Genomic DNA, 18,962 nt, shown 5'->3' on the forward strand with positions numbered 1-18,962 from the left:
CGAAGTGCCCTGCAAAAGGCACCGTCTTTACAGGAAGCCTGATTCAGGCTTCCTGATACATTAGGTATACTTTATTTTATTATAGCATATACCGTTGTATTTTTTCAAAGACAGGACACACTCTTCCGTTTCAGGACAGTTCAACGGGGACAAAATCAAAGGCCTCGACGTCGAATAATCCCGTATCGAGTAATTTAAGTTTTGGAATGACCGGCAGGCTCATGAAGCACAGCGTCATGATGACATCAACATCGTTACTGACGCCTAAGAGGCTGCGAGCCTTGTCATAAAGGTCATCGAGGGCGGCGTCGACTTCGGCCGCCGGCTTATCGCTCATCAGACCGGCAATGGGCAGCGGAATGGCGGCCAATACCTTTCCGTCAAGGACGGCGGCCATACCGCCCTTCTGTTTTTCCAAGACTTCGACAGCAGCCGCCATATCCTTATTGCTGGCGCCGGCAACGATGATATTATGAGAGTCGTGGGCAATGGAAACGGCAACAGCTCCCTTCTGAAGCCCGTAGCCGCGGAGCAGACCGAGTCCGACGTTACCCGTACCGTGATGGCGTTCGACGACGGCGACTTTGATGATATCAACCTTTTCATCAAAGACGAAGTCGCCCTTTTCATCGCGCCGGATCTGAGCTTCGCCCTTTCCGGTAACGACGCCGCCGGGCATGATATCGATGGTCCGCACATGGTCGCTCTTTAAATGCATGACCAGTTTTTCTTCCGAGAAATCAGCAATCGTCACCGAACTGCCGACCGAGCTGTAATCGGCTCTCGTAAAGGGAGGCAGATAATGGCCGTTTTCAGCGACCTTCTGCCCTTCGATAAAGGTCGCCCGGACCTTGAAGTCCTGTAAATCTTCAAAGAGGACGATGTCAGCTCGCTTGCCCGGTGCCAAGGCGCCGCGGTCATCGAAGTGATAGCATTCAGCAGCATTTAAGGTGCCCATGGTGATGGCTGCTTCCGGCGAGAGACCGGCGGCAACGCATAAACGCAGGTGTTCGTTAAGGTGGCCTTTTTCAAAAATCGTCTTAGGATGAAGGTCATCGGAGCATAAGAGGAACCGCCGCAAGCTTTCTGGCGTCACGGCCTTGACCAATTTCGGCAGATCGTGACAGGCCGAGCCGTTGCGCAAGAGGACGTACATCCCGGCCTGGACCCGTTCTTCGGCATCGCTTTTGCTGAAGCATTCATGGTCCGTCAAAATACGGGCCGAAATGTAGGCCTGAAGATCCTTGCCATGGACACCGGGGCTGTGACCGTCAATGGGTTTTCCCGTACCATAGGCCGTAATGAGCTTATCGAGGACGGCATCGTGTCCTTCAAGAATACCCGGGCAGTTCATGAATTCACCGACACCGAGGATGCGGTCATCGGCTAAGGGCGCCTCCATATCTTCCGCTTCAAGGGTCGCACCGCTGTGGTCAAAAGGCGTAGCCGGCACACAGGACGGCACCATGAAATGGATGTCTAGGGCCGTTTCTTCTGCCGCCTTCATCATATAATCCAAACCTTTCAGGCCACAGACGTTGACGATTTCATGGGGATCGGCCACGATGGTCGTCGTTCCGAAAGGTACGACCAGTCGGCCGAATTCTTCAGGACTGACATAACAGGACTCGATATGGATATGGCTTTCAATGAGGCCCGGTGCCGCATAGGCGCCTTTCGCATCGATGACGGTCTTCCCTTCATAAGGGCCGCCGACGCCGGCAATGACGCCGTCAGAAACGACGATATCTCCCTTTCGAGTGGTCTGTGTATATACATCTACAATATGGCAATCTTTAATGACAAGGTCTCCCGGTTCAAGGCCCCGGGCAACGGCAATGCGCCGTTTTAACTGGTTCCGCGTCACTGTCATAATGTACCCCCTTATTTCGTTAATATCATATATTTTATTGTTCTGACTCATTGTACCATATTCTCCCTTTTTTTGACAAAAGTATTGCCCAAATATGCTAAAGCCCCTATAATGATAATATTCCATAATATCTACTTGTCATTATTCATTATATTCATTTATGGCAGTATTAAAAAGGAGTGTGAACAAGTTATGGAAAACCAACCGTCTTTTCTCGACCGTATTTTTCATCTCCGTGAAAACGGCACGACGGTACGCACCGAAATCCTAGCCGGGGTTACGACGTTTATGACTATGGCTTACATTCTGGCCGTCAACCCGACAATCATGAGCGCCGCCGGTATGGACAAGGGCGCCGTCCTGACGGCAACGGCCCTGGCTTCCCTCATCGGGACCTTGTGCATGGCCGTTTTTGCCAACTATCCCTTCGCTTTGGCGCCCGGCATGGGGCTCAACGCCTTCTTTGCCTTTACGGTCGTACTGCAGATGGGCTACACCTGGGAAATGGCCTTGGCAGCCGTATTCGTGGAAGGGATTATTTTCATCGTCTTGTCCCTGACCAATGTCCGCGAAGCGATCTTCAACGCCATCCCCATGACACTGAAAAAGGCAGTATCCGCCGGTATCGGCCTCTTCATCGCCCTTATCGGCCTCTTGAATGCCCAGATCATCGTCGCCAATCCGGCTACGAAAATCGCCCTCTTCTCGTTTAAACAGTCTGCCGCTACGGGCACCTTCAATACCGTGGGCATCACGGTTCTCCTGGCCATGATCGGTATCATGTTCACCGGCGTTTTGATGGTCAAAAAAGTCCGCGGCAACATCCTCTGGGGCATCCTCTTCACCTGGATTCTGGCCATCATCTGCGAACTGACCGGCCTCTACGTCCCCAATCCGGAATTAAAAATGTTCAGCGTCATCCCCGACCTTTCCGGTGGTGCCGCTGCCTTTACCCCGGCCAGCCTGAGCCCGATTTTCGGACAACTCGACTTCAGCCGCGTCTTCAGCCTGGATTTCTTAGTCGTCATGTTCGCCTTCCTCTTCGTCGACATCTTCGACACCTTAGGAACCCTCATCGGCGTATCGTCCAAGGCTAACATGCTCGACGAAAACGGCCGTCTGCCCCGCATCAAAGGCGCCCTCTTAGCCGACGCCGTCGCAACGACCTTTGGTGCCGTCCTCGGTACCAGCACGACGACGACCTTCGTCGAAAGTGCTACCGGCGTCAGTGAAGGCGGCCGCACCGGTTTAACGGCCGTCTGCGTGGCCATTCTCTTCGCCTTGTCCCTCTTCTTATCACCGTTCTTCATGGCCATTCCGGCCTTCGCTACGGCACCGGCCCTGGTCATCGTCGGCTTCCTCATGCTGACCGCCGTCGTCGGTATCGACTTTGACGACTTCAGCGAATCCATTCCGGCATACATCACGATCATTGCCATGCCTTTCTGCTACAGCATTTCAGAAGGTATCTCCTTCGGCATTATCTCGTATGTCTTCATCAACGTCTTGACCAACAAACGGGAAAAAATTTCCCTCCTCATGTACGTCCTAGCCGTCATCTTCGTATTAAAATATATTTTCTTATAAGGTGATAGCAAAAAGGCTGTACCCCGTGAGAAACAAAATCACGGCGTACAGCCTCTTTTTTGTGCCCAATTTTAAAGCGGCCAAACACAGCCTCAATCCACGCACCCCTTTGGGTGCGACTCAGACGACGCTAAAGGTCTGCGCTCACATGTATGTTTCAATCCACGCACCCGTTTGGGTGCGACTCGACGAGCTGGCCAAGGCACTCGGCAACGACCCGTTTCAATCCACGCACCCGTTTGGGTGCGACCTTAATCGCAGAGGCGGAGCAACAGACCGGCATTGTTTCAATCCACGCACCCGTTTGGGTGCGACCATTGATTTTGCCTTCCCTATTGTCATGGCCATGGTTTCAATCCACGCACCCGTTTGGGTGCGACACAAGCATTCCAGCCCGGTGAAATCCGTGACGAGTTTCAATCCACGCACCCGTTTGGGTGCGACGACATGACCTTCGCTGTCAATTCTTACGAGGCCGTTTCAATCCACGCACCCGTTTGGGTGCGACTTGTGCTGAACATGATATTAAGGTCAGTATTCATGTTTCAATCCACGCACCCGTTTGGGTGCGACTGCATCCTGTGAAATTTCAGACCCCTCTAGGTATGTTTCAATCCACGCACCCGTTTGGGTGCGACGCGGCCGCTGGCTCATGCTGCGGCCGTTGTCCTGGTTTCAATCCACGCACCCGTTTGGGTGCGACAGCGAAAATTTTATTTTTTCGCTTCTTTCTTTTATATCGATGTATCTAAGTTCCCACTGCCGAGCCTTATTCGGCAGTGATTAGGGACAAGGTTTACATTTTTCTATTTCATCTCCTCCTTTCACGGGGATTTATCATGGTCACTTCCCCTTCGCATTTATCATCGTCTTTATCTGCTCGGGCTTTGTTAAGACTATTATAGCACACGTGATTTTTCTTTCTGTAAGAAAAATCAGTTTTTCCTCATTTTTCACACTGTACTAAAGAACTCCCTGTCAGGAATGTCTCTGTCCTCTCCGAACTTTCTCTTAGTCCTCCTTACATTCTCTCCTCGAATGGCTTATAATAGAAACATTCCAGCATCATGAGGAGCTTTACCATTATGAAAATCACGCAGATACTCTATACAAATTCATTCTCAGGCCTGTCCTGCCGCGGCGAAGAGCGTTTCCTGCCTTACGGCGAAGCCATCTGTCTTGCCGGCCGTCCCGTCCCGACAGCACGATTATGGAAAAAGTTAAAAGCCAATCCGGCTGTAACCTTTCCCGATCAAACGGGCCTGATGACCGGCCAATGTCAGTTGACCCGGGAAAGCTTCACGCCGCGCAAGGCGGAATATACCTTACACCGCACGGACAATATCGAGACAAAGAAGATTGCCACGGTAATTATCGAGCAATTTTCTCGGCCCACGGCCATCAAGGGCCACAAGGTCCGCGGCCGCATTGCCGTCACCGATACGACAGCGCCATCGGATACGGCTGAAGCTTTGAAACTGGCCGGCGTCCTTGATACGGCCGGACAGATTGCCTTGGGACTGGGATTGATTCGCCTCGTCTATAACGATACCCCGCCCGTTTTCGACGACGAGGCTACCAGCCTGCGCGACGAATTGACTCAGACCAAGGCCGCATTTCAAGCTTTGCAGGAAAATTATGACGGCTATGTAAAGACCTTGGAACAGTCCCTCCAAGAATGGGAAGCCCGCTGTCCCCAAGAGGATTTAGAGCAAGGCGCCTTTCCCCTTCCCGACGACTACACGGCACGCCTTGAAAAAGCGACCGATACGTTTACGGTCTGCGTCGCCGGCGGCAATGACTTGTGGCACGAAAAAATCAGGACTCGCTTTCCCGACTGGACGATTTTGGAGAACAAGAATTTCGACGGCCAAAAATTACAGGGCGCCGACATTCTGATCATCAACACCAATCACACCGGCCACGCCCTAGTCCGCAAAGCCTGCCAGCAAGCCGCTTCTCAAGGCACGATGGTCTGCTATACCAGCCGATACAATCTCAATGCCGTCGCTGCCGACATTCTCTACGCCTTGGGAGAATAGTCTGCCACTGTCAAATTTCCATAAAACGCATCATTCCAGAACAAAAAAGTCCTTCCGGAGCCAGGGTGTCAAACCTGCCTGTGAAGGACTTTTTGCTGTCATATTTTGATTACACTAAGTGTTTCGGCGCCGACGAGATAGCCCCTTCGAGACTTTCTTTTTCGGCGAAGTAGATGCGCCGTGCCATTTCATCGACCTTATGGGTCAGCCACATATAGGCCGTCGTCCCCTCACGGTAATCGGCTTCGGCATACATGTCAATGCGGCCGTCTTCCCGCAGCTGATTGACTTGTTGGAAGGCCGTGTCATTTCCCTTGGGATAGATGGCAAAGGTCGCCCCGCCGAATTTATTGATGACCGAAAAGGCCGGCACATCACTGGGCCCGTCGGCAATGTAAATCATATTCGGAAAGGCCACGCGGCGATAGGCGTCGGACATCTTGGCGTTGACATCAATATCGGGCCGTTGAGGAACGCCCTTATTGATTTCGAACAAGGCACGCGTCTTCGTCGTGTTGTCGATGGTGTAGCCGATTTCACTGATGATTTTCTGTTGATTTTCATCAACGTCCTCAATGAATTCACAGCCCCAAATAGCTTCGACGTAAGGCATGACGGCCGACCCCTTGATAATGGCCAACATCCCCGTGCTGACGATATAGTGTTCGACCTTGATATTGTATTCCTGATAGCGAGGATTATTTTCTACGACGGCTTTGAGATTCTTGAAAATATCGGGAACGCCGGGATAATACTTCTGTTTTTGACCAAAGCCCCGGAGTTTTTCATTGTTCAGTCCCTTAAAAGTCCCTTTACGTGTTTCCTTAATGAACTGATTCAAATAAATCGTATCGCCATTGACCCGGATACCTTCTTTGGCATACTGAGCAGGCAAGTCATTGACTTCCTTCCAAAACTCGGTCTTATCGATATGGTACTCTTCAAAAATCGGATCCTGCATATTCCCGTCAATAAGGGTCTTATCAAAATCCCAAATGACGGCGATGATGTTCTGCATAGGCTTCACCTCGCTGCTTCACTCGAAGAAAAAAAGAGCTCTATTTCGCTTAAAAGGAAAAGGTATCTTTCAGTCCCAACCATTGCTGGTCTTTATCACTCATCGTAAGAGGCGTGCCATCGGCCAGGGTATAGCCGGCAGCACGGCAGCTTCCGTCATAATTTCCTTTCAGGCCGGGCCAAAGAATGCCGATTTCCGGATCGTTCCAAGCCATGCCGCCTTCATCATTGGGATGCCAGAAGTCATTGACTTTATAGCAAAATTCAGCGACGTCACTGAGGACCAAAAATCCGTGAGCAAAGCCTTCAGGAATCAGGAACTGCTTCTTATTCTCAGCGCTCAGTTCTACACCGTACCACTTCCCATAGGTCTTTGATTGGCGGCGAAGGTCGACGGCGACATCAAAGACGCTGCCCCGAACGGCACGAACTAATTTGCACTGGGGGAAGTGTTTTTGAAAGTGAAGGCCTCGCAAGACGCCTTTAGTCGACATAGACTGATTGTCTTGGACGAAATTAATATGAAAACCGGCTTCTTCCATATCTCGCTGATTATAGGTCTCCATAAAAAAACCGCGGTCATCACCGTGAACGGCCGGTGTGATGATGCAGAGGCCTTCGATATTTCCGACATTCTTTTCTACTGTAATCTGCCCCATTGATTTATATCTCCTTTATCTTCTTGTAAGGCCCGTGTCAGACCGTTACTGTAAATAGCGCTTCAAGGCATCCTTCCAATCGGGAAGGGGCGTAAAGCCGGCTTCGACGAGTTTCTGTCTGTCCAGGCGCGAATTGAAAGGACGCTTTGCCTTCGATAAGCCATATTCCGCTGTCGTAACGGGAATTACCTTGGTCGTATAGCCGGCTTGGCGGTAGATTTCGCAGGTAAAGTCGTACCAGGAAATGTAGCCTCCCTCATTCGTCGCATGGTAATAGCCGTATTTATCGGTTTCAATCATGTCGACGAGGAGTCTCGCCAAGTCAAAGGTATAGGTCGGCGTCCCGATTTGGTCGTTGACGACGCGGACCATATCGTGGGTCTTGCCGACACTGAGCATGGTCTTAACAAAATTTTTGCCGTTCTTACCAAAGACCCAGGCGATGCGAACGATAAAATACTTATCCAAGGTCTGAGATACGGCCAGCTCTCCTTCAAGCTTCGTCTGTCCATAGACGTTGAGAGGCTGATAATCGCGGCAGTCCGGCTGCCACGGCTCCGTTCCCTGACCGTTAAAGACGTAGTCCGTGCTGAGATAGAGCATCTTGCAGTCCAAAGCTTTGCAGACATCGGCAATATGCTGAGTTCCGCCGGCATTGACGGCGCGAACCTTATCGACGAGTCCGTCGTCTTCAGCCATATCGACAGCCGTCCAAGCGGCGCAGTGAATCACGGCGTCAGGCCGGATTTCACGTAGAGCCTGTGATACGGCTTCTTTATCGGTAATATCCAAGGGTCGGTACGGCGCCTTGGTGACAGCCGAGTCATCAGCAATGCCGCTGTATGTCGGGGCCAAATCGCTGCCGATACCAACATGACCGCGATTGGCCAATTCATTCATTACGTCATGTCCCAGTTGTCCATTGACACCGGTCACGAAAATTTTCATAATATGTCCCTCTTTCCCTTCATCGGGTTTAACCGCGATGGCCGTACATCTCTTGATAATAGGTCTGATATTCACCGGAGACGATAGGCTGCCACCAATCTTTATTTTCCAGGTACCAGGCGATGGTCTTTTTGATGCCGTCGGCAAACTTCGTTTCCGGCAGCCAGCCCAGTTCCTCGTGAATCTTTGTCGGGTCGATGGCGTAGCGGCGGTCGTGACCCTTGCGGTCGGTCACATGCTGAATCAGACTTTCGTCCTTCCCCAGTTCCCGGCAGATCAAGGTAACGATATCGATGTTCTTCATTTCATTGTGGCCGCCGACGTTATAGACTTCGCCGACACGGCCCTTGCGAAGGATGAGATCGATAGCCCGGCAGTGATCTTCAACGTAGAGCCAATCGCGGACGTTGAGGCCGTCGCCGTAGACAGGAAGAGCTTTGTCGTTCAAAGCGTTGATGATCATAAGGGGAATCAATTTTTCCGGAAAATGATAGGGTCCGTAGTTATTGGAGCAGCGGCTCACCGTCACCGGAAGTCCATACGTCCGATGATAAGCCAGAACCAACAAATCGGCCGAAGCCTTCGACGAGCTGTACGGACTCGACGTGTGAATGGGTGTCGTTTCCGTAAAGAAGAGGTCCGGACGATCTAAGGGCAAATCACCGTAGACTTCGTCCGTCGATACCTGGTGATAGCGTTCGATGCCGTACTTGCGGCAAGCGTCCATGAGGACTGCCGTCCCCATGATATTCGTTTCTAAGAAAATCGAAGGATTTTCAATAGAGCGATCGACATGGGATTCTGCCGCAAAGTTGACGACCATGTCCGGTTTTTCTTCTTCAAAGAGCTGATAGACAGCTTTTCGGTCACAAATATCGGCTTTTACGAAGCGAAAATTCGGCTGATCCATGACTGGCTGCAGCGTCGACAAGTTGCCGGCATAGGTCAATTTATCCAAGCAAATAATCCGATCTTCAGGATGTGTTTTTAACATATAAAAGACAAAATTAGAGCCAATAAATCCAGCACCGCCGGTGACGATGATATTCATGAAAAAGTTCCTCCCATTTCTCGATGTAACCTTCCGATAAGGCCTTCCTATATGTGTTATTCGTCCCGCAGGAACCGTCCTTCAGCGACTTTCTTCAAATACTGTCCATAAGGGCTCTTGCCGTATTTTTCAGCGCTCTCTTCGAGGACTTCCTTGGTGATCCATCCGTGACCGTAAGCAATATCTTCCAAGGCAGCGATTTGGATCCCCGCTCTGTTTTCCACGGCCTTTACGAAAGAAGAGGCTTCACTCAGGCTGTCGACGGTTCCCGTATCGAGCCAGGCGTAACCACGTCCGAGGGTTACGACATCGAGTTTTCCTTTTTCCAAATAAATCTTATTCAAATCGGTGATTTCCAGTTCGCCGCGAGCCGAGGGCTTCACTTGCTTAGCATATTCGCAGACGTGGCGATCGTAGAAATAAAGGCCCGTTACGGCGTAGTTCGACTTCGGCTGCTGCGGCTTTTCTTCGATAGAAATAGCCTTTCCCTCCCTGTCGAATTCAATGACGCCGAACCGTTCCGGATCGTCAACGTAGTAACCAAACACGGTGGCCCCTTCCCGCATCTTAGCGGCTTGCTGCAGGTGACGGGTCAGGCCGGCACCGTAGAAAATATTGTCGCCGAGAATCATGGCACACGGTTCCCCATCGATAAATTCTTCCCCGAGGATAAAGGCCTGAGCCAAGCCGTCAGGCGAAGGCTGAACCTTATAGCTCAAATGGATTCCGTAATGAGAGCCGTCGCCGAGGAGGCGCTCAAAGTTCGGCAAATCCGTCGGCGTAGAAATAATCAAAATATCCCGAATTCCGGCCAACATCAAGGTCGACAAGGGATAATAAATCATGGGCTTGTCGTAGACCGGCAATAACTGCTTCGATGTCACTGTCGTCAGCGGATACAGGCGAGTTCCGCTTCCACCAGCCAATACAATACCTTTCAAAAGATCACTCCTCACTTATGCTCATTAAGTATACCATATTTTCAGGGCCTTTGCCCAATGTGTACCCACTCAGGATTTCGATATATAACAGAAAAGATCAAACAGCTGCGGGCTTTTTCACCTTGCTGCCGTAATTTCCGAAACGTGTCTGCATAAAAGATGCGGCAAGCAGTTTCAAAGAACCACTTGCCGCATCACGCTTTTAATCCGCGCACCCAAAAAGGGTGCGATATCGTTTGTGGTAAGCTAACCACAACATATATCTTTCAATCCACACACACTTTTAATCGATACAAATCAAAAGTGTGTGACACTTACACATCTATTATACCATTCACGCCCCCGCTCTTTCAATCACCATAGGCCGTTAACATAAAAAACTCATTACGGAATCACCGTCAACCGGGAAATCCCCTCCGATTAATACAGCCGGCGTCTATCACGCCCATGAGGAGGGGCGGCAGCAAAGCTGTTTTCCCAAATACACAGCCGTAAAAATAGGGTCACATCTCCACAATCAGGATACATCACACGACAATGATTCCCCATTTATCTTTTCACCGTTGCTAACAACCACAAACAGGGGAAAAATAAGGGAACTTCCCTTGCGCGCTTCATATGATGAGAGTGCTCTCGATATCGTAAGCCGGCTTTGCCCCGACGTGTTTGACTTTCAGTTCTTTCGTCTTGCCTAAATAATAAAACCGCAGGCTGTCTGTAGCTTCGTCAATGATGTTCTCCAACTTCAGTTCTAAGGTTTTACACTGGGCCGGATCGACTTTGCATTCAAAGACGGAGTTTTGGACGCGCTGTCCGTAATTCTGACAGACCTTGGCTACCTTTCTCAAGCGGCTTTTCCCGGCACTGTCAACGGTACTGATATCGTACGTAATTAAGACATACATAATCATCCCTACTTCCACATAAACGGCGGGTATCCGTCTAAATCACCGCGCAGATACCGTGCCAACAACAAGGCCTGAGCATGAGGAACGAGGCCCCACTTCATCTTTTCCTGTAAGAAGGGATGCTGAATCGTCTCTTCTTTGTGATCGTGCCAGTACGACAAGACTTTTCGGCGTCCTTCGTCAGTCAACAAGACGGCACCCCCTTCTTCCTCATAAAAGTCACTGCCCTTGATTTTCTTGGTATTGACCATGGACAGAGCCGTGCGGTCGACCATGACCGGTCGAAGCTCTTCCATCAAATCCAAGGCCAGGGACTGGCGCCCCGGCCGGTCACGATGCAAGAATCCCACGTAAGAATCAAGGCCGACGCCTTCTAAGGCTGCTCCGGCATCATTGGCCAGCATGGCGTATAGAAAGGACAGTAAGCAGTTCATTCGGTCGAGAGGCGGCCTTCTATTTCGCTCCGTAAAGAAAAAGTCGTCTTTCTGGTTCAGTATCATGGCATCGAAAACGGAAAAGTAAGCCGCTCCGGCCTGCCCTTCAATCCCTCGTATTTCGCCTAAATCGGCAGCCGACATCAGGGACTGACAAGCCTCTTTCATAAGGGTTGACGTTTTTTGGAACGCCTCCATGGGCAGCCGCATCGCATGATCGCGCATCATCCGTTCCAATACCCAGCGGCCGTTATAAAGCTTTCCTAAAATAAAGGCCCGTGCTAAGGGCAAACACGTTTCTTCGCTGTCTGACCGGCGATACTGTTCTTTTCGAAGTAAGACATTGCCGTTGCTCCTTCCGATGACCCGTGCCTGAAACCGCCCCTGAGGCGACATAAAATTCAGGGCAATATTCATATCGGCGCATTTTTTCATCAGAGCCGGGCTGGCTCCCAAATAGCTGAAAGTCGTAATTTGCTCAAAATTATGGAGAGGAAATCGAGCCAGTGCGGCCTGATCTTTTAAGACGACGATATTTTCTCCATCTAAAGACAGGTAGACCCCGTCCGTCGTTACAAATAAGGTATTCAATAAAGGCTTCATTCGATCAACTTCTTTTCTAAATAATCTTGAACCGAAGTATCTTGCTTTAATTTCGGCAGGCAAACATCAGCTAAGGAGCACTTACGGCATCCCTTGCGGCGCCGTACTTTCGGCGTATATCCCCTTTGAATATATTGGCGCATCTGTCCCAAGAGCTTCATGATTCTTTCCCGCTGCTCCTCTGAAAATATTGCCTTTTCCCGCCGCCTCGTTTCCCCGTAATAGATGTAGCCGTAGGGAATGGTCGTACAAAACATGTCTTCCAAGCAGAGGGCCTGCAAGGCTAATTGAAAGACATCTTCCTCTCCTTCCTTCGGCCGGCCCCGCTTGTATTCAATGGGTATCACCTCGTAGGTTCCCTCAAAAGAAGGAATAAAGACACCGTCCTTCTTTTGATGAAATTCCACGATATCACAATCGCCGGAAATCCCCAAAGAAGCTGAAAAAACGCGCATCCCCCGTACGATGATCTTCCCCCTTCGCTTTTCCCGGCTCATGGGGTCATGGGCCTTATCGTGCAGGGCATGGCCTTCGATAGTCAAGACATTTTCCTGCCACTGTCCCTCCAAATAATCCAAGGCCCACTGACGAGGACAGAAGGCAAAGTGTTGAATTTCTGCAATCTGTAAATACTCTTCTTCTGAATATGTTCTATTCTTCATACCATCACTCGCTTCCCAGACAAAAACTGTCGTCCTTAATAACTTCGTCACAGACAGCAAAAAACCCTGCAACATTCATTGCAGGGTTTAAGACTTACTATGAGGAATTTAGTTATTTACGTGGGTTCTCCAGTATTCCGTTGCGCCCGTAACGTCAGCGATTTTCCAGAACAAGCTGTCAAAGAAAGCCTGATTGTTTTCCGTCATTTCCTGGCGAACGTTTACGCCGTTATGCATGACACGGTCGACGGAGATATAGCGTTCGGAGTTGCCCGTGTAGGTCGAGAAGGTTACGTTGTACGGATCGAGCTGGCTGACAGCAACATCGCTGCTACCCTTCTTTACTTTATAAACCAATCCGCCTAAAGCAGGAACACTGCTTTCACGATTGGCAAAATAGGCGCTGGAAGGATCCAGATAGTAGTTACTGTCTTCATCGGAGCCGACGAACGGATAGGTTCCATATAAAGCATCGGCGGAATAAGACGATTGACCGGCAGGAACAATCGTAGCTGCAAAAGAAGTCGACGACACAGGAAGTAATACTGCGGCTAAAACCCAAAACATTGCAATTAAAATACTTTTTTTCTGCATAGTAACATCCTCCATTTCCAGTTTTCAAATGATAACTAAAATTACTTTTTGTTATTATAGCATAAAAAATATAGTCAGTCCAGCCAAAATTGTCACTGCGATGAAGGCTTTCATGAGGTTTTTGCGTAGATATGACACAAATAAGACCTATTATTTATTGTTTTCCGAATCGCTGTGATTCGCTTATGGTACAGGGCTGATGCGAAATGGCTGATGCCTTGACTACACTCTAATATTTTGCATAAATGGTATAATAAAGTCAAAAATTTGGTATAATAGGAAGCATGAAGGTACTCGGTTCGGGACAGGGAGATTCCTCCCCCGCCGGGCCTCAGGCCCTATGAGGGCACATAAAAAGAAAGCAGGTGTTATCTATGAATGTTTCAAAAGAATCTTACTTCGAAGGATCGGTGCTCGGTTTTATCGGTTATTATCTGATTATGACCCTTCTGACGATCGTCACCCTCGGCATCGCCTATCCCTGGGGCTACGTCATGTTCCAACGCTGGCTGTGCCGCAATACGGTCATCGACGGCCACCGTCTCTATTTCGACGGGACGGGGACACAGCTCTTCGGCAACTACATCAAATGGTGGTTCTTCACGCTGATTACCATAGGCATCTATGGTCTCTGGCTTTACAATAAAATGACGAATTGGCGCGTAAAACACACCCACATGGTATCGCCAGGAGACTCCATCGATACCTGATGATGACGAGGGCGACAGTCAGAGTAATCGAAACAACCGTGAGTCTTAAAACTCACGGCTGTTTCTTGCTCTTCGTAAAATTATGTGAAGGCGATTACAATACCATCGGTCTCTCTCTCGACAAACATCCAACGATAAGACAATCATTTATTTCATGACAAAAAAAAGAAAGCCGCACTGGCAAACCTATAAAAGGCTTAACAGTGCGGCTTTTCATTGTGGCGGAGCGGGTGGGATTCGAACCCACGAGACCTTTCGGCCTAACTGATTTCGAGTCAGCCCCGTTATGACCACTTCGATACCGCTCCACAAAAGACTTAATTAGTATATCACGGTACATACTATTCGTCAAGTAATTTCCAGGTAATTTCCCCTCGTCGACAGGAAAGCCCCTTTGAGAGTCTTTACCAGCACGCTTCCTTGGGGTGGAAGAGGCCGGCTCCCTATGAAGGAGGTTTCGCTATACTCCATTCATAGGGAATCCTCTCACAAACGCACGGCACGACGATCGGTCCTGGCGCTCCTTCGCTTACAAGGTTTCACCCTTCGTCGTTTTGACCCAGTAGTTGGCAATGTCGGCAAATTCTTGGAGCGACAAGGTTTCACCACGACGCTTTCCGTCGATGGAGGCCGCTTCCAAGACATTGGCAATCTGTTCCTTGGTCATCCCCGTATTCTTCAAGGCATTGGACAAGGTTTTCCGCCGCTGCTGAAAGGCCGCTTTGACGACACTAAAGAACCGTTTTTCATCCATCAAATCGACAGGAGGTTCCCTACGGACATCCATGGCAACGACGGCCGACGTGACTTCCGGCGCCGGCATGAAGCACTTCGGCGAGATTTCAAAGAGCATCTTCGGTTCCGTATAATACTGAACCGACACCGAGAGAGCCCCGTAAATCTTATGGCCCGGTACGGCTACCATTCGTTCAGCCACTTCTTTTTGAACCATGACGACGATCCGTTCAATTGGCAGTTTCTGTTCCAAGAGCTTCATGATGATCGGCGTCGTGATGTAGTACGGCAGGTTGGCACAGACCTTGAAAGGCTGGTGATTCATGAGGGTTTCAATGTCCGTACGCATAATATCGCCGTGGACGACACGGACGTTGTCGTAATGTTCCAAGGTTTTATCGAGAACAGGCAGCAGATGGTCATCCAATTCGACAGCGGTTACGGCTGCCCCTGTTTCGGCCAGTGCCTGGGTCAGGGTCCCGATGCCCGGCCCGATTTCAAGGACCGGATCGCCCTCACTGAGATCCGCCGCATCGGCGATGTCATCGACGACACTGTGACGAATGAGGAAGTTCTGCCCCAGCTTCTTATTCATGCGCAGGCCAAAGCGGTTGACGACGTAGCGGACGACGTCGGGATTAGATAAGTCGACTTCTTTCATTATTTCACCTCATCAATCTGGCGGATAGCCTGGTCCCACTCCTGGCGGGTAACACCGTAATGATTTAATCGTTTTAAAAACTGTTTGGCATTGCCGTAGCCGATGCCGAGTATGGCCCCGACTTGCGCCCGGCGGTCGGATGCGTCAGGACTGCCGTTCAATCCGGCCCCGTTAAGGTCGCTCATGGAAAAGGTATCCTGCGGTTCATAGGCGGCACAGCGAACCTTGGACAAGGCCAGGCGGATGGCTTCAGGTGATGCCTGTTCGACACCGAGGTCATCGTTGGCAATAGCATCTTTCCGGGGAATAAAGGCGTGCTTGGCATTGGGGAAACGATCGGTCAGGAACTTTCGGATCTGTTCCCCCGCCCGGTCGGGGTCGGTCAGGATAATAATGCCTCGTTTTTCATAAGCACAGCGAATCTGGTCCAGCGTATGGGGTTTTAAGTTGAACCCATCGGTCGTAATCATGTCGACGTCGATGTGGCTGGCCCGAATGCGGGCGACGTCAGACCTTCCTTCGACGACCAGGACTTCCTTAATCATGAGCCGCTCCTTCCCGATGTTCGGCGATGTACTGAGCCGCGCTTAAGATAGCCAATACGTTGTGTTCAAAGACGATGCCCCCTTGGAGGTAGATCATGTAGGGATCGCGAATCGGGCCGTCGGCCGAGAGCTCAATGGACGAGCCCTGGACGAAGTCGCCGGCTGCCATGATGATTTTGTCGGCATATCCCGGCATATCATCAGGAATGGGCGTGACATGGGCATCGACAGGCGAAAAGCCTTGAATTCCCTGGCAAAAGAGGCACATATTCTGCTCGTTTTCTAAATAGATAGTCTGAATCAAATCGACGCGCAGCGTCGTAACGGCCGGCGATACGCGAAAGCCCATTTTTTCAAAGACAGCGGCTGCAAAGACAGCCCCTTTAATGGCCTGAGCCGTAACGTGAGGGGCCATAAAAAATCCCTGGAAGAAGAGGCGGTAGCCGGCAGCATAAGAACCGAGTTCGTCACCGAGTCCCGGTGCCGTCAGGTAGTCGGCTGCAGCTTCGATGAGTTCCGCCTTGCCGGCAATATAACCTCCCGTCGGAGCAATGCCGCCGCCGGGGTTCTTGATGAGTGAACCGGCGATGATATCGGCACCGGCTTCGATAGGTTCTCGTTCGGCCGCAAATTCACCATAGCAGTTATCGACGAAGCAGATGGTCTTCGGGCTGACCCTGCGGACGACGGCGATGATTTTTTCAATGTCTTCAATGGTGAGCGATGCCCGCGTACTGTAGCCGCGAGAGCGCTGGATGAGGACCAGTTTCGGCTGCTTTTCGCCAACCTGTTTTTCAATGCCGGAAAGGTCGTAAGAATTATCCTTCAAGGGCACTTCTTCATAGTGGACGCCGATTTCTTTTAAGGAATGAGGCGTGTGGCGGGCATAGCCGATGACGCCCTGCATCGTGTCGTAAGGAGCGCCGATGAGGCTCATCATGAGGTCTCCCGTATGAAGGAGAGACAGTAAGACCGTCGCCAAGGCGTGGGTTCCCGACACGAAGTGAGGACGGACCAAGGCTTTTTCCGCCTTGAAGACCCGGGCAAAGACTTCATCGAGTTTTTCCCGGCCCATGTCGCTGTAGCCGTAACCCGATGTGCCGGCAAACTGGTAGGAAGAAATTTGCGCATCCTTATAGGCTTTCAATACTTTTTCCGTGTTTTTCAGACAAATGGTGTCAATGCGTTCAAACTGAGGGGCACAAAGTGCCAGTGCTTCTTTTCGTAATACTTCTAAATCCAGAGACAATGTCGTTGATTCCTTTCTATCTATAAGCTAACGATCGATATCCTTTAAAACAGCGGCTATCAATCCTTGTTCGTTATCATAGTGATCCTTATCATACCAGTGAATATAAGGCATCCGCTTAAACCAAGTCAGCTGGCGCTTGGCAAAATGCCTCGTCCTTGCCTTGATTTGACGAACGGCTTCGTCAAGAGGCATCGCACCTTGTACGTATCGGCCCAATTCCTGATAGCCGATAGCCTTCATGGCCTGAGAGTCAAGGGAAAAACCAAGGTTCAGGAGGTGGCGGACTTCGTCAATCCAACCGCCTTCTATCATGATGTCGACCCGTTCTTCGATACGGGCGTACAAAACTTCCCGAGGCAGGCGAAGGCCGATGACATAGGCGTCATAGACGAGATCACGGGCCTTGCCCTGGCGGACGAAGGATTTTCCCTCGCCCTGTTCGACAGCGCTGACCAGACGCGTCAAGCGGTGGGTGTTGGACAAGAGTTCGTGCCAGTCCGGCGGCTCCCAATCCGTCTCTTTTCGGATATAGTCTTTGAGGGTTTCCTCATCGAGCCCTTCTAACTTGGCCTGAGCTCGCTGTTTATCAGCCTCCGTCATCCGCGAGGCCTGAAAGTCGTAGCCTTCGAGGAGGGACTGGACGTAAAGGCCCGTGCCGCCGACGAGGATGGGAATCTTCCCCTCCCCATTGATTTTGGTAATAGCCTCACCTGCCATGCAGCAGAATTTAGCAGCCGAATACGGCTCATCAGGGTCGGCGATATCGATTAAATAATGGCGGTACCGGGTCAGTTCATCGGCCGTTGGCTTGGCCGTGCCGATATCCATGTGGCGATAAATTTGATAGGCATCGCCGGAAATGAGGTCGGTCCCGTAGTGATCGGCCAGGGAAAAGCTGAGGGCTGTCTTTCCCACCGCCGTCGGGCCGATGATGGCAATTACTTTTTCCATGATTCACACTCCAATACGGCATAGCCAATGTGACTGTATTTGCCGCCATACAATGTCGCCGTCGGGAAATCCCGACACAATTGACGAAAGTCCCGTTCTTTAATGACGACCCGGCGCCGTGCCTTCTGAAGGGCCCGCTCAATGAGGTCCGACGTGAGACTGCCGTGATCCATGATGGCCCGCACGGGCTGGAACTGGCAGCTCCCTTCGACGGGGCGCCGGAACATGGGGTCGAAGTAGAGGACGTCATAAAAAGGCCCGCCGTCTGCTTCGAGATAGTGACGATAATCGCCGCAATGCAGCGAAATGCGGCGCAAGGCCGCCGTGACGTCATCCTTATCGTGGACGAAGCGGGAAAACCCCCAGGACGTTACGGCCGCCAGGAGAGGCGACACTTCTAAAGCATCTACTGCAGATCCTTCGGGCAGGCCGAAGGAAGCAACCATGGCATCGGCGCCAAAGCCGCAGGTGCAGTCCAGGACTGACAAGGGCACATCCCCCGGAGTCCCTCCCTGAAGGGCCGTCAGCAAATGATCCGGCTGCCCCTTGCGAAGGTGCTGAATCCGCAGTTCAGCCATATTGAGGCTGAAAAAATGGCTGCCTTCGGGGCGATCGATTTGAGGTCCCCGCGACGAGTAGACGAGGAAATTTTCTCCATAGTCCTTCATCAAATCGGAGATGGTCCGCTTGCGCCGAGGCACAAAGGAAAAGCCCATTTCTTCAGCCCAGGCCCTTCCCTCATCCTGCAATTTTTCTTTGGCCTTTAAGGAAGGCACGACGTAGATATTC

The 18,962-nt window shown here is 50.8% G+C and carries 18 protein-coding genes, 1 tRNA gene and 1 CRISPR repeat array; of the genes, 3 read left to right on the forward strand and 16 right to left on the reverse strand.

The features are described from left to right. Positions 1-130: 130 nt before the first annotated feature. Positions 131-1,873, reverse strand: a complete 1,743-nt coding sequence (gene ade / locus A0U42_RS07890) for an adenine deaminase (RefSeq protein ID WP_065360538.1) — start codon at positions 1,871-1,873, stop codon at positions 131-133. A 192-nt stretch (positions 1,874-2,065) separates the two neighbouring features. Here ade and A0U42_RS07895 point away from each other — a divergent pair, with 192 nt between their 5' ends. Both A0U42_RS07895 and A0U42_RS07900 read left to right on the forward strand, forming a co-directional pair. Further along, positions 2,066-3,460 carry an NCS2 family permease gene (locus A0U42_RS07895; protein WP_065360539.1) on the forward strand — a complete coding sequence of 465 codons (1,395 nt, stop codon included), beginning with the start codon at positions 2,066-2,068 and terminating at the stop codon, positions 3,458-3,460. 89 nt (positions 3,461-3,549) lie between these two features. Beyond that, a CRISPR array of direct repeats spans positions 3,550-4,163; the repeat unit is 31 nt; unit sequence GTTTCAATCCACGCACCCGTTTGGGTGCGAC. A 382-nt stretch (positions 4,164-4,545) separates the two neighbouring features. Next, positions 4,546-5,502, forward strand: coding sequence for a C-Myc-binding protein (locus A0U42_RS07900; RefSeq protein WP_065360540.1), 957 nt, complete (start codon positions 4,546-4,548; stop codon positions 5,500-5,502). A 109-nt stretch (positions 5,503-5,611) separates the two neighbouring features. Here the strand turns inward: A0U42_RS07900 and A0U42_RS07905 are convergent, their stop codons facing one another. The 9 genes from A0U42_RS07905 to A0U42_RS07945 all read right to left on the reverse strand — a co-directional run bounded on the left by A0U42_RS07905 (position 5,612) and on the right by A0U42_RS07945 (position 13,319). After that, on the reverse strand, positions 5,612-6,520 hold the full coding sequence (locus A0U42_RS07905; RefSeq protein WP_044504110.1) for an HAD family hydrolase: 909 nt from the start codon (positions 6,518-6,520) through the stop codon (positions 5,612-5,614). A 49-nt stretch (positions 6,521-6,569) separates the two neighbouring features. Further along, a complete protein-coding gene (gene rfbC, locus A0U42_RS07910) occupies positions 6,570-7,178 on the reverse strand; it encodes a dTDP-4-dehydrorhamnose 3,5-epimerase (protein WP_065360541.1) in 609 nt (202 codons plus the stop codon). Between the two features lie 45 nt (positions 7,179-7,223). After that, the gene (gene rfbD, locus A0U42_RS07915; protein WP_065360542.1) at positions 7,224-8,126 is read right to left on the reverse strand and encodes a dTDP-4-dehydrorhamnose reductase; all 903 of its coding nucleotides are present in this window, start codon (positions 8,124-8,126) and stop codon (positions 7,224-7,226) included. Positions 8,127-8,154: 28 nt separating this feature from the next. After that, positions 8,155-9,177: a dTDP-glucose 4,6-dehydratase gene (gene rfbB / locus A0U42_RS07920; protein WP_065360543.1), complete on the reverse strand. Its 1,023-nt coding sequence runs from the start codon at positions 9,175-9,177 to the stop codon at positions 8,155-8,157. A gap of 56 nt (positions 9,178-9,233) precedes the next feature. Further along, positions 9,234-10,118, reverse strand: coding sequence for a glucose-1-phosphate thymidylyltransferase RfbA (rfbA, locus tag A0U42_RS07925; RefSeq protein WP_065360544.1), 885 nt, complete (start codon positions 10,116-10,118; stop codon positions 9,234-9,236). A gap of 614 nt (positions 10,119-10,732) precedes the next feature. Continuing rightward, positions 10,733-11,029 carry a CRISPR-associated endonuclease Cas2 gene (cas2, locus tag A0U42_RS07930; RefSeq protein WP_255304135.1) on the reverse strand — a complete coding sequence of 99 codons (297 nt, stop codon included), beginning with the start codon at positions 11,027-11,029 and terminating at the stop codon, positions 10,733-10,735. Between the two features lie 2 nt (positions 11,030-11,031). Continuing rightward, positions 11,032-12,063 carry a type I-C CRISPR-associated endonuclease Cas1c gene (gene cas1c, locus A0U42_RS07935; RefSeq protein WP_065360545.1) on the reverse strand — a complete coding sequence of 344 codons (1,032 nt, stop codon included), beginning with the start codon at positions 12,061-12,063 and terminating at the stop codon, positions 11,032-11,034. Beyond that, positions 12,060-12,725, reverse strand: coding sequence for a CRISPR-associated protein Cas4 (gene cas4, locus A0U42_RS07940; RefSeq protein WP_065360546.1), 666 nt, complete (start codon positions 12,723-12,725; stop codon positions 12,060-12,062). Before cas4 ends, cas1c begins: the two co-directional genes overlap by 4 nt. A 108-nt stretch (positions 12,726-12,833) precedes the next feature. Next, on the reverse strand, positions 12,834-13,319 hold the full coding sequence (locus A0U42_RS07945) for a hypothetical protein (RefSeq protein WP_065360547.1): 486 nt from the start codon (positions 13,317-13,319) through the stop codon (positions 12,834-12,836). A 374-nt stretch (positions 13,320-13,693) separates the two neighbouring features. On the opposite strand from A0U42_RS07945, the gene A0U42_RS07950 reads away from it, so the two are divergent. Then, positions 13,694-14,029: a DUF898 family protein gene (locus A0U42_RS07950; protein ID WP_065360548.1), complete on the forward strand. Its 336-nt coding sequence runs from the start codon at positions 13,694-13,696 to the stop codon at positions 14,027-14,029. Between the two features lie 219 nt (positions 14,030-14,248). On the opposite strand, the gene A0U42_RS07955 is transcribed toward A0U42_RS07950, so the two are convergent. The 6 genes from A0U42_RS07955 to A0U42_RS07980 all read right to left on the reverse strand — a co-directional run bounded on the left by A0U42_RS07955 (position 14,249) and on the right by A0U42_RS07980 (position 18,949). Next, positions 14,249-14,337: transfer RNA gene (locus tag A0U42_RS07955), tRNA-Ser, on the reverse strand. 221 nt (positions 14,338-14,558) lie between these two features. After that, entirely contained in the window at positions 14,559-15,425 is an 867-nt protein-coding gene (rsmA, locus tag A0U42_RS07960) for a 16S rRNA (adenine(1518)-N(6)/adenine(1519)-N(6))-dimethyltransferase RsmA (protein ID WP_065360549.1), read from the reverse strand. Then, entirely contained in the window at positions 15,425-15,970 is a 546-nt protein-coding gene (gene rnmV / locus A0U42_RS07965; RefSeq protein WP_044504120.1) for a ribonuclease M5, read from the reverse strand. Before rnmV ends, rsmA begins: the two co-directional genes overlap by 1 nt. Beyond that, positions 15,963-17,213: a methionine gamma-lyase family protein gene (locus A0U42_RS07970; RefSeq protein WP_176698856.1), complete on the reverse strand. Its 1,251-nt coding sequence runs from the start codon at positions 17,211-17,213 to the stop codon at positions 15,963-15,965. The genes rnmV and A0U42_RS07970 overlap by 8 nt, the downstream gene beginning before the upstream one ends. A 33-nt stretch (positions 17,214-17,246) precedes the next feature. Beyond that, positions 17,247-18,173 (reverse strand): tRNA (adenosine(37)-N6)-dimethylallyltransferase MiaA, encoded by a 927-nt coding sequence (miaA, locus tag A0U42_RS07975; protein ID WP_065360551.1) that lies wholly within the window; start codon positions 18,171-18,173, stop codon positions 17,247-17,249. Next, on the reverse strand, positions 18,161-18,949 hold the full coding sequence (locus A0U42_RS07980) for a class I SAM-dependent methyltransferase (RefSeq protein ID WP_255304136.1): 789 nt from the start codon (positions 18,947-18,949) through the stop codon (positions 18,161-18,163). The genes miaA and A0U42_RS07980 overlap by 13 nt, the downstream gene beginning before the upstream one ends. Positions 18,950-18,962: the final 13 nt, after the last annotated feature.

The sequence above is a fragment of the Megasphaera sp. DISK 18 genome, from assembly GCF_001682955.1.
GTDB lineage: Bacteria > Bacillota > Negativicutes > Veillonellales > Megasphaeraceae > Megasphaera > Megasphaera massiliensis.